Consider the following 16,212-nt stretch of genomic DNA (forward strand, 5'->3'; position numbering starts at 1 on the left):
CCGATCACCAAGGTCCATCCTCGCGGTTCTCGGACCCGTCAGGGTGCATTTCGCAGCTCCCCGACCGAGATCTGCGGCGTCTCGTCGATCTACCTGCCGGCCGCTGGGCGTTGCTGGTGCCGGGCTGGCGGTGGGGGGGTCGCTCGACCCTGTTGGGGCGCCACCTTGGCCGCCGGCGCACGATCGGTATTGGGCGGCGCCATCACGGCCTGGGCAGCCTTGGCCGCCGCAGCCCCCGTCCAGCCGCTGGACTGGTCGGCGTAGTAGCCGTCCTTGTTCTTCCGCTTGACCCGGTTCGCCACTACGCCGAGGATCCGGGCATCGACGTCCCGAAGGGCCTCGATCGAGGTCGCGAGCTCGTCGGCCTTGGTCGAGCCAACCCGGGTCACCACGAGTGCGCCGTCGGTCGCCCGCGCCAGCACGGCGGCATCGGTCACCGGCAGCAGCGGTGGCGCATCAAAGATCACAGTCATGCCGCTCGCCACCAGGCCCGCGACCAAGTCGGCGAGGCGGCGCGTGCCGAGCAGTTCGCTGGGGTTGGGCGGAGTTGGACCGGAGGTCACCACATAGAGCGGCAGCTCGCGCCGCCAGTGGTGCATCGCGGCCTCGATCGGCACGTCGCCGACGAGCACGCTGGTGAGGCCGACGCCACCCGGCAGCCCGAACAGTGTGGCGACCCTCGACTTGCGGAGATCGCCGTCGATGAGGACGACCCTCTCGCCGGATTGGGCGAGCGCGATAGCCATGTTCGCGGCAACGGTGGACTTGCCCTCGCCGGGGACCGAGCCCGTAACCACAAGGCTGCCGATCCGCCCGTCGATCGAGAGAAAGCGGATGTTGGTCCGCAACCGGCGGAACTCCTCGGCCCGCAGTCCGGTCGGGTCGTCGACGATCAGCCCTCGCACCTTCGTCTTCGGGTCGTCCCCGATCTCGCCCACGACGGCCGCGCCCGCTACCAGGGCGGCCTCTCGCCGGCCGTGAATGGTCTTGTCCAGCGTATGACGCAGGACCGCGAGCCCCGCGCCGCTAGCGAGGCCGACAAGGAGCCCCAGTGCCAGGTTGAGATTGGTCCTCGGCGAGACGGGCGCTGTCGGCAACGATGCGCTCTTGGTGATGGCCGCCTTGACCGGCGATGTTGTGGCACCCGTCGGGGTCTCGAGATCGACGATGAACTTGGACACTTGACTCGCGACGGCATCGGCGATGTCCCGGGCCATCTGGGGTGACGGGTCGGTCACGGAGATGTTCAGCAGAACAGTATTCGGCGGAGATGCCGCGGTGATCTTTTCGGCAAGTTCGTCGGCGGTGTAGGGAAGCTGAAGGGATTGGAGGACTGCGTTTGTCACGGTCGGGCTGTCCACGATGTCGACGTATGACTTCACCCGTTGCTGAGCGAACGTGCCGCCTTGGTTGAGGTCGGCCGCGCCCGCGTCGGTGCTGCTGATCGAAACGAACAGTTGCACATCCGCCTGGTACATGGGGGTTTGAACCCATGAATATACGCCAGCGGCCGCGCCTCCCAATGCCGTCATGAGCACCACAAGAAACCAGTGCGCCCTCAGCGCACGCAGGTACTGCGTGATGTCCATAATGCTCCGAAAGTCTCGATTGGCCGACGCGAACGTCGTCAGCCTAGCAACGTCATCCGGTTCGGCATGCAGACCGATGACTATGACCCAAATCTCCGTCGCCGGGCGTTTCCATTTCATACCAAGGCCTCCCAGACAGGCGAGACTCGGATCAATCGGGCACGACCCGATCTTGACAGATCGCGGCCCGGATGCTTTGGTGGCGTGTCAGCTTGGGTGCGCCACGTGATCAGGACCTGTGTCTGAGATGGCCACCAGGGCAAACGTCAACGCCTGCGGGCCGACGGCAGTAGTTCCGATCGCTGAAAGCCAGGAGTTGGACGCGCGATGAGAGTGACGATCCTGGGCGGTCATTATGCGCCCGAGCCGACCGGGAATGCCCCTTATACGGCGGGTCTGGCGAACGGGCTCGTGGCACGGGGGCACGATGTGCGCGTGATCACCTCCCATCCGCACTATCCCGAGTGGCGAGTGAGGGAGAGTTACGGCGGCTGGTCCGTATCTGATGAGGTCGAAGGAGTCCGGGTCCAGCGGTTGGCGCACTACGTGCCCGCGAGACCAAGCGGTGGGCGGAGATTGCTCTCTGAGCTCAGTCTCGGGATTCGTTTTCTGGCCGCCCGGTGGCATCGTCCCGATGTTGTGTTGCTCGTGTCGCCGAACCTGATAACCAGTGCGCTCGCCGCGCTCCGCGCTCGCCGGTCACGTGGTCTCGCGACCGGTATCTGGATCCAGGATCTGTACAGTCTGGGCATCACCGAGACGGGCCAGGGCGGCAGGTCTGCCGCAACCGCGCTGAAGGCGTTGGAGTCCCGTACGCTCCGCTCCGCGACCGGCGTCGTCGTGATTCACGACAGGTTTCATTCCTTCGTCACAGAGAAACTGGGCGTGCCGGCGGGATGCGTCGAGGTAATTCGCAACTGGTCCCACGTTGATCCGCCGATGGAGGTCGATCGGGCGGCCGTCCGGAACCGACGTGGCTGGGACCCCGACGTTACCGTGATCCTTCACGCCGGCAACATGGGCGCAAAGCAGGGCCTTGAGAACGTCGTTGAGGCGGCTCGGCTCGCTGACCGACAGCGCGCACCTGTACGGTTCGTGCTGCTCGGCGACGGCAACCAACGCGCTCGCCTGCAATCTCTCGCCAGGAATGTGACCTCCATCGAATTCGTGGCACCCCTTCCCGACGATGAGTTCAGGCAGACGCTGGGGAGCGCCGACATTCTTCTCGTCAACGAGCGTACGGGGATGAAGGAGATGTCGGTGCCGAGCAAGCTCACGACGTACTATTCCGCATCGCTCCCAGTGCTCGCGGCTACGGATGAGGCGAGCGTAACCGCCAGCGAGATCGATGCTTCCGGAGGAGGAACGAGAGTCGCCGCTGGCGATCCTCAGGCCCTGCTGGATGCCGCCCTCTCACTCCGGGCAGATCCAGCCCGGGCGCGCGCCCTTGGGGCGGCAGGACGACGCTTTCGCGACACCGCACTTGGACGGGATGCAGCGCTTGACCACTTTGAACAGTGGTTGGTGGCTTTGGCAGCGGACCGTCACAGCAGGGCTCGGGGACGACGTAGCAAGTCGATGGAGGTTGTGGCTCAATGAAGCGAGCGCTTATCACCGGTATCACCGGTCAGGACGGTTCCTATCTGGCGGAGCTGTTGCTCGCCAAGGGGTACGAGGTCCACGGCCTCATCCGGCGTGCCTCCACGTTCAACACGAGTCGGATCGACCACCTCTACGTCGACCCGCACGAGCCGGACGCGCGACTGTTCCTGCACTACGGCGACCTGAGCGACGGGGCACGGCTCGTTACTTTGCTGCAACGGATCGGCCCCGATGAGGTATACAACCTCGCCGCCCAATCGCATGTGCGGGTGTCGTTCGACGAGCCGGAACACACGGCCGACACGACCGGAACGGGGTCGGTCCGGCTGCTGGAAGCAGTGCGCCTGGCGGGCATCAACACCCGCTACTACCAGGCGTCCTCGTCCGAGCTTTACGGCGCGACGCCGCCGCCGCAGAGCGAAACCACCCCGTTCTATCCGCGGTCGCCCTACGCGGCTGCGAAGCTCTACAGCTACTGGATTACTAAGAACTACCGTGAGGCCTACGGGCTGTTCGCGGTCAACGGCATCCTCTTCAACCACGAGTCCCCGCGTCGCGGCGAGACGTTCGTCACGCGCAAGATCACTAGAGCCGTCGCAGCGATCAAGGCCGGCAAGCAGCGCCACCTGTATCTGGGAAATCTCGAGGCGATTCGCGACTGGGGTTATGCACCCGAATATGTCGAGGGTATGTGGCGCATGCTGCAGGCCGATCAGCCCGATGACTACGTGCTCGCCACCGGCGTCGGCGTCACCGTTCAGGAGTTCGTGGAGATCGCCTTCAGCCGCGTCGGGCTGGACTGGCGCGAGCATGTCCGGTTCGACGAGCGCTACCTACGCCCCACCGAGGTCGATGCGTTGATCGGGGACCCGACCAAGGCGCGGGAGCACCTCGGGTGGAAGGCGACGACCGACGGCCGGGCGCTGGCCAAACTCATGGTCGACGCCGACGTTGAGGCTTTGACGCATGCCGGCGATCCGTGGATCGACAAGGTTGATCTCGCATCCTGGAGGAGCGCGTGAGCGACGACGGCGTCAGCTACACACCCGGCGAGCTGGACCGTGACGCAACCTTCTACGTCGCGGGCCACCGTGGGCTCGTGGGCAGCGCCATTTGGCGCAAACTCAAGGCCAGCGGGTTCACCCGGCTGGTGGGCAAGACCTCGGCCGAGTTGGACCTGCGCGACCGGGATGCCACATCCGCGTTCATGGCCGAGACCAAGCCGCGGTACCTAGTTTTGGCTGCAGCCAAGGTCGGCGGCATCCTGGCCAACAGCACCTACCCGGTGGACTTCCTCAGCGAGAACCTGCGCATTCAGACCAACGTGCTCGACGCGGCGCTTGCCAACGATGTAGAACGTGTGCTGTTCCTCGGCTCGTCGTGCATCTATCCGAAGTACGCCGAACAGCCCATCCGCGAGGACTCGCTGCTGACCGGCCACCTCGAGCCGACCAACGACGCCTACGCCCTTGCCAAGATCGCTGGGATCCTCCACGTGCAAGCCGTCCGCCGCCAGTATGGTCTGCCATGGATCTCCGCGATGCCGACGAACCTCTATGGGCCCAACGACAACTTCTCGCCTACCGGGTCGCATGTGCTGCCGGCACTAATTCGGCGCTACGACGAGGCCGTCCGCACCGGCGCGACCACAGTGACGAACTGGGGCTCCGGCGCACCTCGGCGGGAGTTCCTGCATTCGGACGACATGGCCGACGCCTGCCTCTTCCTGTTGGAGCACTACGACGGATCAAGCCAGGTCAATGTCGGCACCGGCAAAGACGCCACCATCCGCGAGATCGCCGACCTGGTGGCCGAGGCAGTCGGCTACACCGGTCGTACCGAGTGGGACACGTCTAAGCCAGACGGAACGCCGCAGAAACTCCTCGATGTCTCCAAGCTTCGTGATGCCGGCTGGACGGCCAGGACCCGGCTCCGCGAAGGCATCGCCTCGGTGGTCGAGGCCTACCGCATGACGGCGTGGGAGAAGGCAGATGTCCAGTGAGCAGGATGCGTCCACGATCCCGGTCATCGACCTGTCGAGGGCACCGGGTGAACGACAGGCGTGGGACCGACCCGCATTTGTCGTTTACCTGTGGAGTGTGTTCGAGTTGCTGTTCATCACCAATCCCTGGCAGATCAGCTCGCGCCTGCGGACGCTCGTGCTGCGCCTCTTCGGTGCCGAGATCGGACGAGGTGTTATCTTCCGTCCTCGAACCCGCGTCAAGTTTCCATGGAAGCTACACATCGACGACCGTTCGTGGATTGGTGAGGGTGTGTGGTTCCACAACCAGGACCACATCTACGTTGGGCACGACGTTGTCATCTCGCAAGAAACCTTCCTTACCACCGGCAGCCACGCGCACCGACGCGACATGGCGCTGATCACTCGCCCTATCCGAATTGATCCTGGAGCATGGGTGACCTCTCGGTGCATCGTGTTGGGCGGAACACACATCGGTCGCTCCGCACTGATCGCTCCAGGGACATGTGTGGCTGGGAAGGTTCCGGCTGGGCGAATCGTCGGATCCTCCGGCGTGACGGATCTTGGTTTGAGATTTCGAACATCGCGAGGTGCTGATGACGCAAAATAGTAGCCCCACGGTCGTGATGGCTTTCGCCTCAATTGCCGAATACCGGACTCGCTGTCTTCAACTGGTGGCAGAGCACTTCGACGGGAACGTCCAAATACTCGGCGGGAACATCCCATGGGGAACGGGCATTCGACTGGCGGAGCCGGCGGAGGTTCCATACACGCTTGTCACCAACCGGTTCATGCTGGGCTCAAGGTTACTTATTCAGAAGCTCCCGCTCATGGGCCTGCTCCGCACTAGAACGCTCCTGCTAGATCTCAACCCACGCATGCCGGCGAATTGGCTGCTTCTGACGGCACGTCGGGTTGCACGTCGCAGGACCCTTCTTTGGGGACATGCATGGCCGAGAGGGGGGCGAAACAGCAGATCAGACGGACTACGAGGTCTCATGCGCAGGCTTGCGTCCGAGCTTGTCACGTACACCGAGCAACAAGCCGATGACCTTCGCGAGATGTACCCTCGCAAGCAAGTGACTGCGGCCCCCAACTCTCTGTACAGCGCGGACGAGATGGGCTTTGACGCGAATTCGATGCGGAATAGCATCCTCTACGTTGGCCGTCTGGTCGACGCGAAGAAGCCCGACCTCTTGGTTTCCGCGTTCGAGCTGGTCGCTTCGGATCTGCCGCAGCTTCGGTTGACCATCGTCGGAGACGGGCCGGCGAGGAGCATTCTGGAGCGGCGCATCGCAGAAACCGGCTTCGGTGAACGCATTCGGCTAATCGGCCATGAGTCTCGCCCTTCGGTACTCCGAGGCTACTACTCAGCGGCGATCGCGAGCGTCTCGCCTGGCTGTGCGGGCCTTTCCATCACTCAAAGCTTTGGGTTCGGGGTTCCCGCCCTGATCGCCAGAGACGAGCCGCACGGACCCGAAATCGAGGCAGCCTCGGAGGGATTCAACGCTCTGTTCTTTCAGAGCAACGATCCCGGCGATTTGGCCTCCGGAATTCGGCGAGCTGCGAGGCAGCGGTCTGAAGTCTTCGCTGATGGCGCCGCGATCGCGGAGAGCAGCATCCGCCGCTACTCCATTGAGGCCATGGCAGCCGGGCTAATTCAAGCCATTGAGGGTGATGAGCGTTGCTTGTCGACTACGTAGTCTCGGATCTGACGTACCCACCCCGCGAAGGCCTGCACCAGCAGTCGGTAATCCTCGCGTCCACGCTGCAGTCCCACGGAGTCAAGGTCCGGTTCCGCGGTATTGTCAAGAACCCAGAACTCGTGGACATTGGGGCTCTTGCCCGCGACCATGGCCTGACCTTTCAAACTCTCGGCGCCCGCCCGGGCTCGACTCTGGTGACAGGGCTCAGGCTATTGTCGCGCCCGTCCTTCTCCCGCAGAGTCCTGCGCCATGGCGACCAGCCACCTCCAGATGTTATCCATATAGAGGGTGCGGCCGCGGCGGGCTTGGTCCGGCGGAGAATGCCTGCGCCGACCATAGTTAGCTTCATCGATCCTGGCTCGCGTAGGAACCTACGAATGGCCCGGCTGCCGCTTCCTGGCCGAATGGGAAAATATGTGGCTGCGGCTCTTTTCCGAGCCATAGAGCTTCGGCTCGCCCGCCTGGGCGTTCCGCTGCACGTCGTTTCTGAGGATGATGCCGGTTATCTTCGACGTGCGCTTCGCACCGCAGGTGTATTCGCCATACCGGTCATCGTCCCGACTGACGAGATTGCAGCGGTGGACGATCATCCGATTCCTCGAGATGCCACTCGTCGGATTCTTGTCTTCGCCGATTTGCGCCACGACCACGTACGACTCGGTTACGAGGAGTTCATGAGAGCGCTCGCCGTATCTGACCTGCCCAAGGGCATCCAGATTGACATACTAGGGCGTGTCCCCGAGATCGAGGGCTTAGGCGGCACCGATCTCGGTCTACCTATCAACTACATTGAGTGGGTGGATGACTATAGGGTCGCTCTCAGGCAGGCAGATCTCGTGGTATTGCCAGACCGCACGGGTACAGGCCTGAAGAACCGAACTGTTCAGGCGCTCGCCATGGGCCGGGCCGTCGCTGGGACGCGGGCCGCATTCGAAGGAATTTCAGCACGGGACAGTGTTCACGGCTTGATCTGCCAGGACCCTGTCGAGCTGGCGAGCAAAGTGGCCAAGCTTATTTGCGACTCGGCTCTACTTGGAACGCTCGCGCGGCAAGCATCGGAGGCCACACAGGAATTCCAAGCGCACAATGTTGCCAGGCGCTGGATTCAGGCGTATACGTCACTTAGCCATGGTCCCCAATCGGAAGGGTAATTCGGCGATGTTCGCATCGATGATCTTAGTGAGAGACCGCGTTGTTATGTAGTTTGCCTGCCGGCCTTACCGGCCCGCTCGGATCGTCGTCGTGGTCACTGTGGGGACTATGTCCGCGGCCAACCGAGTGCCGTTTGTAATAAATCAGGAGAACGAGGAAATTGAGCCTCAACAACTTCGATCTTGCACAGTTCAAACTCCACGTCCGCGGATAGTGATGCAACACCACGTGGCATAGAGGGTTTACTGAAGTTGGCCTCGGCCCTTCAATAGGGGCCGACCGAATGCTTGATCGAAAATGAGGAAGTGCCTTCTAATCTGGGATGGTCTGGCTTGCCGAAGGCCCTGATCGCCCGTCACCGAAGGCACTTGCCAGCTGAAGGCTACCGGAACCCGCCCGAAGATCAGTGTCAGCGCGGAAGAACGCCGCGTGGCCGGACACATGGGCACCCGTCTACTGACCGAGGTCGCTGACGTGACGGGGTTGACCGCCGCGTTCGGCGAGGCCCTCGCGAGGTTGCGGCAGCGGCGCGGCGGCCACGAACCGGGCCGGGTCGCGGTGGACCTGGCGGTGATGATCGCTGATGGTGGCGAGGCGATCGCGGACCTCGCGGTCCGCCGCCGGGTCACCGTGACTCACTGCGGCCGGCACGGCCGCAAGGGCAACCGCGAACGGGACCTGCGTAACCGGCTCTGACCCGCACCGCCGCCCGCCGGCAGGGTGAGGGCGTTGACGCCCTTTTTCAACAAGCTGTCCACCCATGCAGGCGTCCCGCAAAACCCGAGTACACCTCAACCCTCGCTAACTTCGAAGAGCTGGCATGGCTGGTGGCTCGCCGTCACGTACCCGCCGCGGCTCCGGATGGTTGACCCCTTCTTTCCAGGCCTTGCTGGTCCTGGTCTGGCCAGATGGCGGCGCAGAGCCTGCTGGAGAACTTGCGACGACCGCCATGGCCAGCAGCATCCATCCACCGATTTGCCATTGGCTGGGCTGAGCGAACACGGCCGTGATGGCGAACATGACGAATGCAAGGAGCCCGCCGAGGTGACGGACAGCGGCGAATCCGATCGCGATAAGCGCGCACGTCAGTGCTGTCGCGAGACGAACGTCGTTCGAATATGCAACTATCAGGTTGATGTTTCCCAATGATGCCGAGGATCTACTGCCCGCATCCATGATACCGCGATCGGTGGTTGATTCAGCCGCGATACCGGCCTTATACGTGAGCACATAAACGACCAGGGGGACCGCAATCAATGCGACCACCGACGCAAGTATGGTCGCAGCGACCGGGCGTCGCTTCCTGACCGCAAGGTGCGCCAGACTGAAGCCGAGTAGTCCTGCTCCAATCGCAATTAGTGTCCCCAGCGACTGTGTGAAAGTGGCCGCGACAATGACGGCGCCGACGGCGAGCGCCCTTAGGCGATTGTCGAAGCGCGCCACGGCGATCAGAGTGATAATCGGAATAAAATAGTACACTGCAAGGCCAGGCTCACCAACGAGCGGAGCGAATCGCCGCGACCCTTCAATGAATGGCGGCCCCGCGGTCGCCAATGTGAACGGCATGTAGAATTCGGTCTGCCTACTGCCCAGAGTTAATGAACCTATTTCGTTCCCAGCAAATCCAAACACTAGGGTAAGACCGTATGAACACGCAAGTGGAGCAATAACGCAACCGATTCCGCGGAATGTGGCTGTAACAAACTCGGCTCGCGAGATGGCTAGCAGGGCAACGACCCCGGCAATCACATAGACTAGAGCAAAGTACATTCCGCCGACAATGCTGATGCCGACGGCTAGCGCGATGAAACACACGCCATACAGGATCGCAGCGGTCGCTTGGGTCTTGGAGGAGGGCCGATATGTGAGTGCGATTACGGCGAGGCCGGCCAGCGCGACGAGTGTTCCCAATAAAGAACTCTCACCGAGCACTCCAGGAGGGATTAGAAAGAACAACAATCCTGCTAGAACTCCCCGCGCACCGACCATTCCCTGTACAAGCATAATGCCAACAACAAGGAGCATAGTCACTAACCCCCATAGCGGGTCGCCGGTAAGCACAGCCAATAGGGCGCCGAGGATCCCGGAGGCTATGGAATATACGCCGACAACAGCTATGCGTTGCGAGTTCCGATGGCGAAAGTCAGTAGGTCGCGACAACCGATCATATGGCCGTGGCTCCGCGCGCTCAGATCTCAACGTTCTGCACCAACCTTGCAACTCATTTACTGGCCAGCCGGAGCGCGGAAGTCGCTTACCACACTGCTTGAGGTCGGGAAAGCCATCGAGGGGATGCGCCAACGTCTCTGCCCACCAATGCGAGCAGAGCGCAGGATCTGAGCGGTCCTCTCCGGCTTCATTCTCTGGCTCGACCATTCTCTCTTCGATATGCCGCCCTCATACAGATGGCGAGCGACGCAAACACGGCGAGTTGTAGTACGCAATACGCGATCGCCGCACCCTCGGCGCCCATGGTCGAGCCAAGTGCGACCACCAGGCAGAGCTGCACGGCTACCGACCCTACTAATACATACGCAACCATCTCTTCATGTGCCCTGGACTGAAGAAAAGACGCAAGTGGTTGGTTCAATGTTGTGAGTACTGTGCCTGCGGCAAGCCACCGCAGAACGGGGGCGGACCCAGCATATTCTTGACCAAGCAACATTTCAACGACCTTTGGCGCAACTAATATGACGGCGCAGCATGCCGCAATTCCGAGGGCCGGTACCCAAGCGGCTTTCATCACATGTTGCCGGGCGGATTTCCAATCCGTTGCCCCCGCGATAAAAGGCGCGGCGGCAGACGAGAAGGCTGAAGCGAGTAAACCCATGGGCTGCGTCCACCTATTGACGCCGCCATAGATGCCCGCTGCGGTGGCTCCCGCGACGCCCCCCAGTATGGGCAGATCAAACTGCTGAGCGCTTAGGGCAAGGGAGCTGAGGCCATAGTGGCGTGTTCCTCGCCATGGATTTGCAAAGCCGCGACCCGTTAGACGAAGTCTCGAATGGCGGGGCTGGATTGAGTATGCCACCACGGCCATGCTAATGCTTCCTAATGCCAAAGAAATCCACAGCGACAGCTGCGTCGACGCGCCCGAAAGCGTTAGCAAGGCAAATACCGCGACCGCTACCAGTTTCTCTAAGACCAGCAGGAGAGCCACTGTACCGCCTCGCTTCTTGGCCCGCAGGGGCACAAGCATTGTCTGGCTTGCAGCCACCGCGAACAGGATCGCTCCAGCGATACTCAACGTGGGCTGGAACCAAGCGACGGTTATGCCCCAAGAAGCAGCTGCGAGAGCGCCAACCGCGAGCTTCGTACGGACTCGCGCATCCAGATCGGAAGGGGCTATCGCGTTTCGTGATAGTTCCCTCATCCAAAACGCGTTGGTGCCGAGGTCCAGTAGACCAGCGCCGGCAGTTCCAATGGCCACCGACGTAACAACGACGCCGAAGTCAGCCGGTGCGGTCTCCCGCGCCGCGAGGATGTAAACGCCCGCCACCAAGAGCTGCGCCAACCCCGACGCGAATGCCAGCATCACAGCTTGGGCGCCAACTGAGCGCACACGCTGGTGCCGGGGAGGATTTTGCGCCGTGGCGACACGACCCGAACTACGTTCGTGAACGGGCGCGTTGCCGCCATTACCCAATTTGTGTCTCCCATTTACCGCCGAGGCTGGCATCACAGCGAGCGAGGTCCGCGCAGACGAACGCGCTGTTCACAGGAGCGCCTCCGCGAATTGTCGAGGATCCGGAAGATCAGCTGGCTTTGGTCTTTCGCTCGATAGCACTTGAGCCATGCCCTGTGCCAGCGACTTGACGGAGAGTGGCACCCAGCTCGCGTGACTGGGCATCGTCCTTGCGTCGGTGCGTAGAGACCGAGCACCGGCCGCCAGGACACGAGTTCCGGCGACCAGTGCCTTGCCGAAGAGCCCGCTCGGTCCTTCGTTTGAATGAGCGAGCACCAAGCAGTCGCTCGCCGCCACGTACTCGTCGAGCTCACCATCGGTCAGTAAGCGATTGTCTATCACCAGTCCGACGCCCATTTGCGAGAACTGGGGAATAAGGTCTTGGAGCCTCGCGAGCATGGAGGGCTGGATCTTCCCAGCCACCACTAGTCCTACTTCCCGGGATGGCAGCGCCAGCAACGCTTGGGCCACTAAATCGGCGTTCTTGCGTTCAGTCACGGCTCCAAGAACCGCGAACCAGAACCTATCTGGGTCGAGCCCTCGCTTCGACCGAATTGCAGGGCGATCGAGCGGCAACACGGTGATAGAGATCGGGTCGCCGACGGTCCTGCCCAACCGGCTTGGGGCGATCCAACTGCTTCTCAAGATCGTAACGCTTACTCTGGGCCGCGCCGATGCAGCCGCGACCAGCGCTCGACGAACTATCCTGCGAGCGGGGTTCAACAACCTGCGCCGATGTCCCTGAGCGGTGGCACGCATTACTAGGAGGGACAATCGTGCATCGCTTGGCCATCGGGCGCCGGCCCCAAGCCTGATTGCAAGCTGGTCGCCGTCTGGAACAACTATGAGTTCGGCGGAGGACTGACGTGCTAGTGATAGCAACTCACTAGTGGTGTTGGAGGAAGTCCTCAGGATGGTTCCGAGATCGACACCGGAGAGATGTGTCTTGTACTCATCCGTGTCCTCGACACCAGGTCGGAGCGCGACGCTGAATTCACGCTCGAGTTCCACCGCACGCTCGACTATTAGTCGCACATAGAGCAGTCGATGGCCGCTGGGATTTGGCTCAACGATCAAAATTTTGCCGGTGCCACGCATGCCGGTCGGCCTCATCGTTGTCCCGATCGGCCTAGCTGACTGATTGGGCACGGACAGCTCTCGATCGCAGGGGCATGTCTCTGCAGCGGCATCTCTACTCCCGTGAAATCCTGGACACGCTGGGACGTCACGGCACTGTAGCAGCGCTCCGCTGGCCCCAGCTCGCGCTGTCCCCGAGCCCCAGGCAGGGCCCCGGCGAAGTCGTTAGGTGATGCCGAGTAGGGCGAGTGGGCGGATGGTGTCGCGGGCGTGGTGGCGGTTGGCGGCGGCGATGTTGGTGATGCCGGCAGCGCGTAGTACGCCGATGGCGGCGTTGCGGAGGGCAACACTCCGTGTCCGTCATCTCGCAGAACGCGGTTCGGACGCTGGCGGCAACTTCCCATCACAAACTCCTCAGCGCCCTGACAGGTCTGTCAAGACCCGTGACACATCCGTCAGAATTTTCATTCGGGCCTAGCCTCGATCATTCAATGCTGATGTCGGCCGCTTCAGTGCCGCGCTTGTGATCGCTGGTGTTCGATGCGATCCGATCGAGGTCATGGTGACGGGCCGTCTGTCGCGGCGGTGGGCGTGGTCTCCTTGGGTCCTCCGGTTGTCGGGGCAGGGCTGAGTTGGTCAGCCGGGGGGGTGGGATCGCCGCGATCCGGTGGAAAGCGGCCGTGATTTGGTGATTTGGTCGGCCCAGGGCCAGGGGGCAGGGATGCGGAGCCGGCGGCGGCGTTGACCGCGGATCAGGCGGGCGGCGGTGTGCAGCAGGCGGTAGCGCAGCCGTTTCGGCTCGGCTTTGGCCAACTCGCCGTCGAGGGTGAGTGGTTGCACCAGGCGATCAGGTCGCAGGCCATGGCCGCGATCTGCACCAGGCGGCGTTGATGGCGAACTCGCTTGACGGTAGGCGGCGCAGTCCGGTGTCCTTGGCGCAGCGGATCCGGTCTCCGACGCGGGCGTGGGCGCGGTGGCGGGCTTCCGGCCACTGCAAGGCGCCGACGGTGGTGTTGGTGACGAACGCGGTGTAGCGCCAGCCGTCACGTTCCTCGAACAGCGACAACTGGGGGCCGGGGTGCGGTCGTTCCCGGCGCACGATCACCGCATGCCGGGCGGCCAGCCGGCCAGGGTGAGCAGCCCGGTCAACTCCGCGACCTGCGCGCCGTCGCGGATGCCGCCGTCGGCGGCCAGGGCCGCGGACCAGGCCGTGGCCGGCAGGCAGTACACCGGCACCGCCGGTCGTGTCGAGAACAGCCAGGTCGGGGTGCCTGGCCTACGTCTCACCCGCCGGGCGGGCGCTGATCGCGGCTCTACCTGCCGGAGACGACCTGGTGCGACCAGCCCGACCGCCTCGCCGCCGCCGGCGTCCCGGACGACGTCGGGTTGCCACGAAACCGGCCCTGGCCCGGCAGATGATCGCCGCCGCGTTGGATACCAATGTGCCGGCCGCATGGGTGATCGGCGACGAGGTCTACGGCGCCGACCCCGGCCTGCGCGCCGACCTGGAACACCGCGGGATCGACTACGCCCTGGCCGTCGGCTGCAACCGACACGTGCACGTCAACGACGGCCGCACCCTCATCCGCGTCGACGACCTCGCCGACCGGATACCCACCCGCGAACTATGGGGGGCCCGTCGTCTAGTGCGGTCGTCTGCCGATACCATCAGTCGCTCCGCTGTGGTTCACAGGGGGGAACGGAAGGCAGGGCGTGGTGGATCTTGTTGTGCTCGGGCTCGGTTACGTCGGGCTCCCACTGGCTCAGCAGGCGTTGCGAGCAGGCTTATCGGTAGTTGGCTACGATGTCAACGTTGATGTCGTCCGTGCGCTCAATGATGGCAGCTCTCATGTGGACGACCTCTCGGACGCAGACATCGCCGAGATGCTCCGCCATGGTTTCCGCGCCACCACGGATCAGTCCGAGATCGGCACGGCCGAGACCGCGGTTATTTGCGTTCCGACGCCGCTGTCAGAGGACGGTGGGCCCGACCTAAAAGCGGTCAAGGCTGCGGCCCACTCCGTGGCCCGCAGCCTACGCGCCGGAATGCTGGTGGTATTGGAATCCACGACCTACCCGGGAACCACGGACGACGTCGTCCGCCCCATCCTTGAGAAGTCCGGCCTCACCGCAGGTGTTGACTTCTTCCTCGCGTTTTCTCCGGAACGCATCGACCCAGGAAACGAGCACTACGGCACGCACAACACGCCGAAAGTTGTCGGTGGCGATACCCCAGAGAGCACGGGTCGAGCAGCCACGTTCTACAGCCGCTTCATAGAAAAAGTTGTGCGGGCCAATGGTACGCGGGAAGCAGAAACCGCCAAGCTGCTAGAAAACACGTACCGCCACATCAACATTGCCCTCGTCAACGAGATGGCCAGGTTCTGCCACGAGCTAGGCATCGACCTGTGGGACGTCATTAACGCCGCATCCACTAAGCCATTCGGCTTCCAGGCGTTCTACCCGGGCCCTGGCGTGGGCGGCCACTGCATCCCAATCGACCCGAACTACCTAAGCCACAACGTGCGAGCAAAGCTGGGGTACCCGTTCCGGTTCGTAGAGTTGGCGCAGGAGATTAACGCCACGATGCCCTCGTACGTTGCGAGCCGTGCGCAGAACATCTTGAACGACGCCGGCCTCGCGATGAACGGTGCGTCTGTCCTGCTGCTCGGCGTAACATATAAGGCCAATATCGCCGACCAGCGCGAATCACCCGCGACGCCCCTGGCCCGTCGACTTGCAGCCTTAGGCGCGAAGGTTACCTACCATGATCCGCGAGTCGAGCGGTGGAGCGTTTCAGGGTTCGAGGTCCCCAAGGTGAATGATCTCGAAGGTGCAGTCGCCTCAGCAGACCTCGTCATCCTTGTTCAGAATCACCGCGAGTACGAGGCGAATCGACTAGCTGAAGTTGCCAAGCGGTTTTTCGATACACGGGGCGTCACCTCGGGGGAGAAGTCGCACCGACTGTAGCTGATCCAAGGGACGTGTCGAAAATTTTTAGGGCCTGTGTCGAAGTCGGCGGTGACGCCTAAGCTGGTGTGACCGCTCGGCGTGTCGGAATTGAGATATGGCGAGTCTTCGGTAGATGGTTCAGCGACCAAGCAGAACCTGAAACTGGAGACGTCGTGGACATCTGGGCCGGCTGACACCGATTCAAAACCCTGGCCACGCTCGCCCTAGCCGTCCTGACCATCCTCGCCACCACCACCGCGCAGCAGCCCGACCCGGAGACCATCGCGTTGACCGTCCCCGAGATCCGCCGACTCCTCAACGCCCTCGTCCTCGCCCTACCGCTACCACCCGCCCACAGCCTCCACTGGTCGATCTAGAGACGAACATCCCAAGCCCGAGCCCGACGATCCCACTACCAGCGCAGACTCGGTCGGTACTCTGCCGGCGAATTGACGACTCAGGACACTA

Annotated in this window: 14 protein-coding genes and 1 pseudogene; 9 read left to right on the top strand and 6 right to left on the bottom strand. The window is 62.8% G+C overall.

Annotation, left to right across the window (positions count from 1 at the left end):
* Positions 1–89 precede the first annotated feature (89 nt).
* Positions 90–1,589 (bottom strand): polysaccharide biosynthesis tyrosine autokinase, encoded by a 1,500-nt coding sequence (locus M2302_RS16435; RefSeq protein ID WP_280838772.1) that lies wholly within the window; start codon positions 1,587–1,589, stop codon positions 90–92.
* 327 nt (positions 1,590–1,916) lie between these two features.
* Here M2302_RS16435 and M2302_RS16440 point away from each other — a divergent pair, with 327 nt between their 5' ends.
* The 7 genes and pseudogenes from M2302_RS16440 to M2302_RS16470 all read left to right on the top strand — a co-directional run.
* Positions 1,917–3,188 carry a glycosyltransferase family 4 protein gene (locus M2302_RS16440; protein WP_280838773.1) on the top strand — a complete coding sequence of 424 codons (1,272 nt, stop codon included), beginning with the start codon at positions 1,917–1,919 and terminating at the stop codon, positions 3,186–3,188.
* Complete coding sequence (gmd, locus tag M2302_RS16445; protein ID WP_280838774.1) at positions 3,185–4,213, top strand: GDP-mannose 4,6-dehydratase; 1,029 nt, start codon at positions 3,185–3,187, stop codon at positions 4,211–4,213. The genes M2302_RS16440 and gmd overlap by 4 nt, the downstream gene beginning before the upstream one ends.
* Positions 4,210–5,193, top strand: coding sequence for a GDP-L-fucose synthase (locus M2302_RS16450; RefSeq protein ID WP_280838775.1), 984 nt, complete (start codon positions 4,210–4,212; stop codon positions 5,191–5,193). The genes gmd and M2302_RS16450 overlap by 4 nt, the downstream gene beginning before the upstream one ends.
* Complete coding sequence (locus M2302_RS16455) at positions 5,183–5,782, top strand: hypothetical protein (RefSeq protein ID WP_280838776.1); 600 nt, start codon at positions 5,183–5,185, stop codon at positions 5,780–5,782. Before M2302_RS16450 ends, M2302_RS16455 begins: the two co-directional genes overlap by 11 nt.
* Before the next feature lie 388 nt (positions 5,783–6,170).
* Positions 6,171–6,875: a glycosyltransferase gene (locus tag M2302_RS16460; protein WP_280838777.1), complete on the top strand. Its 705-nt coding sequence runs from the start codon at positions 6,171–6,173 to the stop codon at positions 6,873–6,875.
* 380 nt (positions 6,876–7,255) lie between these two features.
* Positions 7,256–8,029 carry a glycosyltransferase gene (locus tag M2302_RS16465; RefSeq protein WP_280838778.1) on the top strand — a complete coding sequence of 258 codons (774 nt, stop codon included), beginning with the start codon at positions 7,256–7,258 and terminating at the stop codon, positions 8,027–8,029.
* A gap of 376 nt (positions 8,030–8,405) precedes the next feature.
* Positions 8,406–8,645, top strand: a pseudogene (locus tag M2302_RS16470) (IS1380 family transposase); the annotation flags it as partial.
* 186 nt (positions 8,646–8,831) lie between these two features.
* Here the strand turns inward: M2302_RS16470 and M2302_RS16475 are convergent.
* The 5 genes from M2302_RS16475 to M2302_RS16495 all read right to left on the bottom strand — a co-directional run bounded on the left by M2302_RS16475 (position 8,832) and on the right by M2302_RS16495 (position 14,079).
* Complete coding sequence (locus M2302_RS16475) at positions 8,832–10,055, bottom strand: hypothetical protein (RefSeq protein WP_280838779.1); 1,224 nt, start codon at positions 10,053–10,055, stop codon at positions 8,832–8,834.
* A 331-nt stretch (positions 10,056–10,386) separates the two neighbouring features.
* Positions 10,387–11,529: a lipopolysaccharide biosynthesis protein gene (locus M2302_RS16480; protein WP_280838780.1), complete on the bottom strand. Its 1,143-nt coding sequence runs from the start codon at positions 11,527–11,529 to the stop codon at positions 10,387–10,389.
* A 216-nt stretch (positions 11,530–11,745) separates the two neighbouring features.
* Positions 11,746–12,726, bottom strand: coding sequence for a hypothetical protein (locus M2302_RS16485; protein WP_280838781.1), 981 nt, complete (start codon positions 12,724–12,726; stop codon positions 11,746–11,748).
* 913 nt (positions 12,727–13,639) lie between these two features.
* Positions 13,640–13,858, bottom strand: coding sequence for a hypothetical protein (locus M2302_RS16490; RefSeq protein ID WP_280838782.1), 219 nt, complete (start codon positions 13,856–13,858; stop codon positions 13,640–13,642).
* A gap of 35 nt (positions 13,859–13,893) precedes the next feature.
* Positions 13,894–14,079: a hypothetical protein gene (locus tag M2302_RS16495; RefSeq protein WP_280838783.1), complete on the bottom strand. Its 186-nt coding sequence runs from the start codon at positions 14,077–14,079 to the stop codon at positions 13,894–13,896.
* A 47-nt stretch (positions 14,080–14,126) separates the two neighbouring features.
* Here M2302_RS16495 and M2302_RS16500 point away from each other — a divergent pair, with 47 nt between their 5' ends.
* Both M2302_RS16500 and M2302_RS16505 read left to right on the top strand, forming a co-directional pair.
* Complete coding sequence (locus M2302_RS16500; protein ID WP_280838784.1) at positions 14,127–14,609, top strand: transposase; 483 nt, start codon at positions 14,127–14,129, stop codon at positions 14,607–14,609.
* On the top strand, positions 14,506–15,762 hold the full coding sequence (locus M2302_RS16505; protein ID WP_280838785.1) for a nucleotide sugar dehydrogenase: 1,257 nt from the start codon (positions 14,506–14,508) through the stop codon (positions 15,760–15,762). Before M2302_RS16500 ends, M2302_RS16505 begins: the two co-directional genes overlap by 104 nt.
* The last annotated feature ends 450 nt before the right edge of the window (positions 15,763–16,212 follow it).

This window comes from Micromonospora sp. A200, assembly GCF_029893845.1.
GTDB classification, from domain to species: domain Bacteria; phylum Actinomycetota; class Actinomycetes; order Mycobacteriales; family Micromonosporaceae; genus Micromonospora; species Micromonospora purpureochromogenes.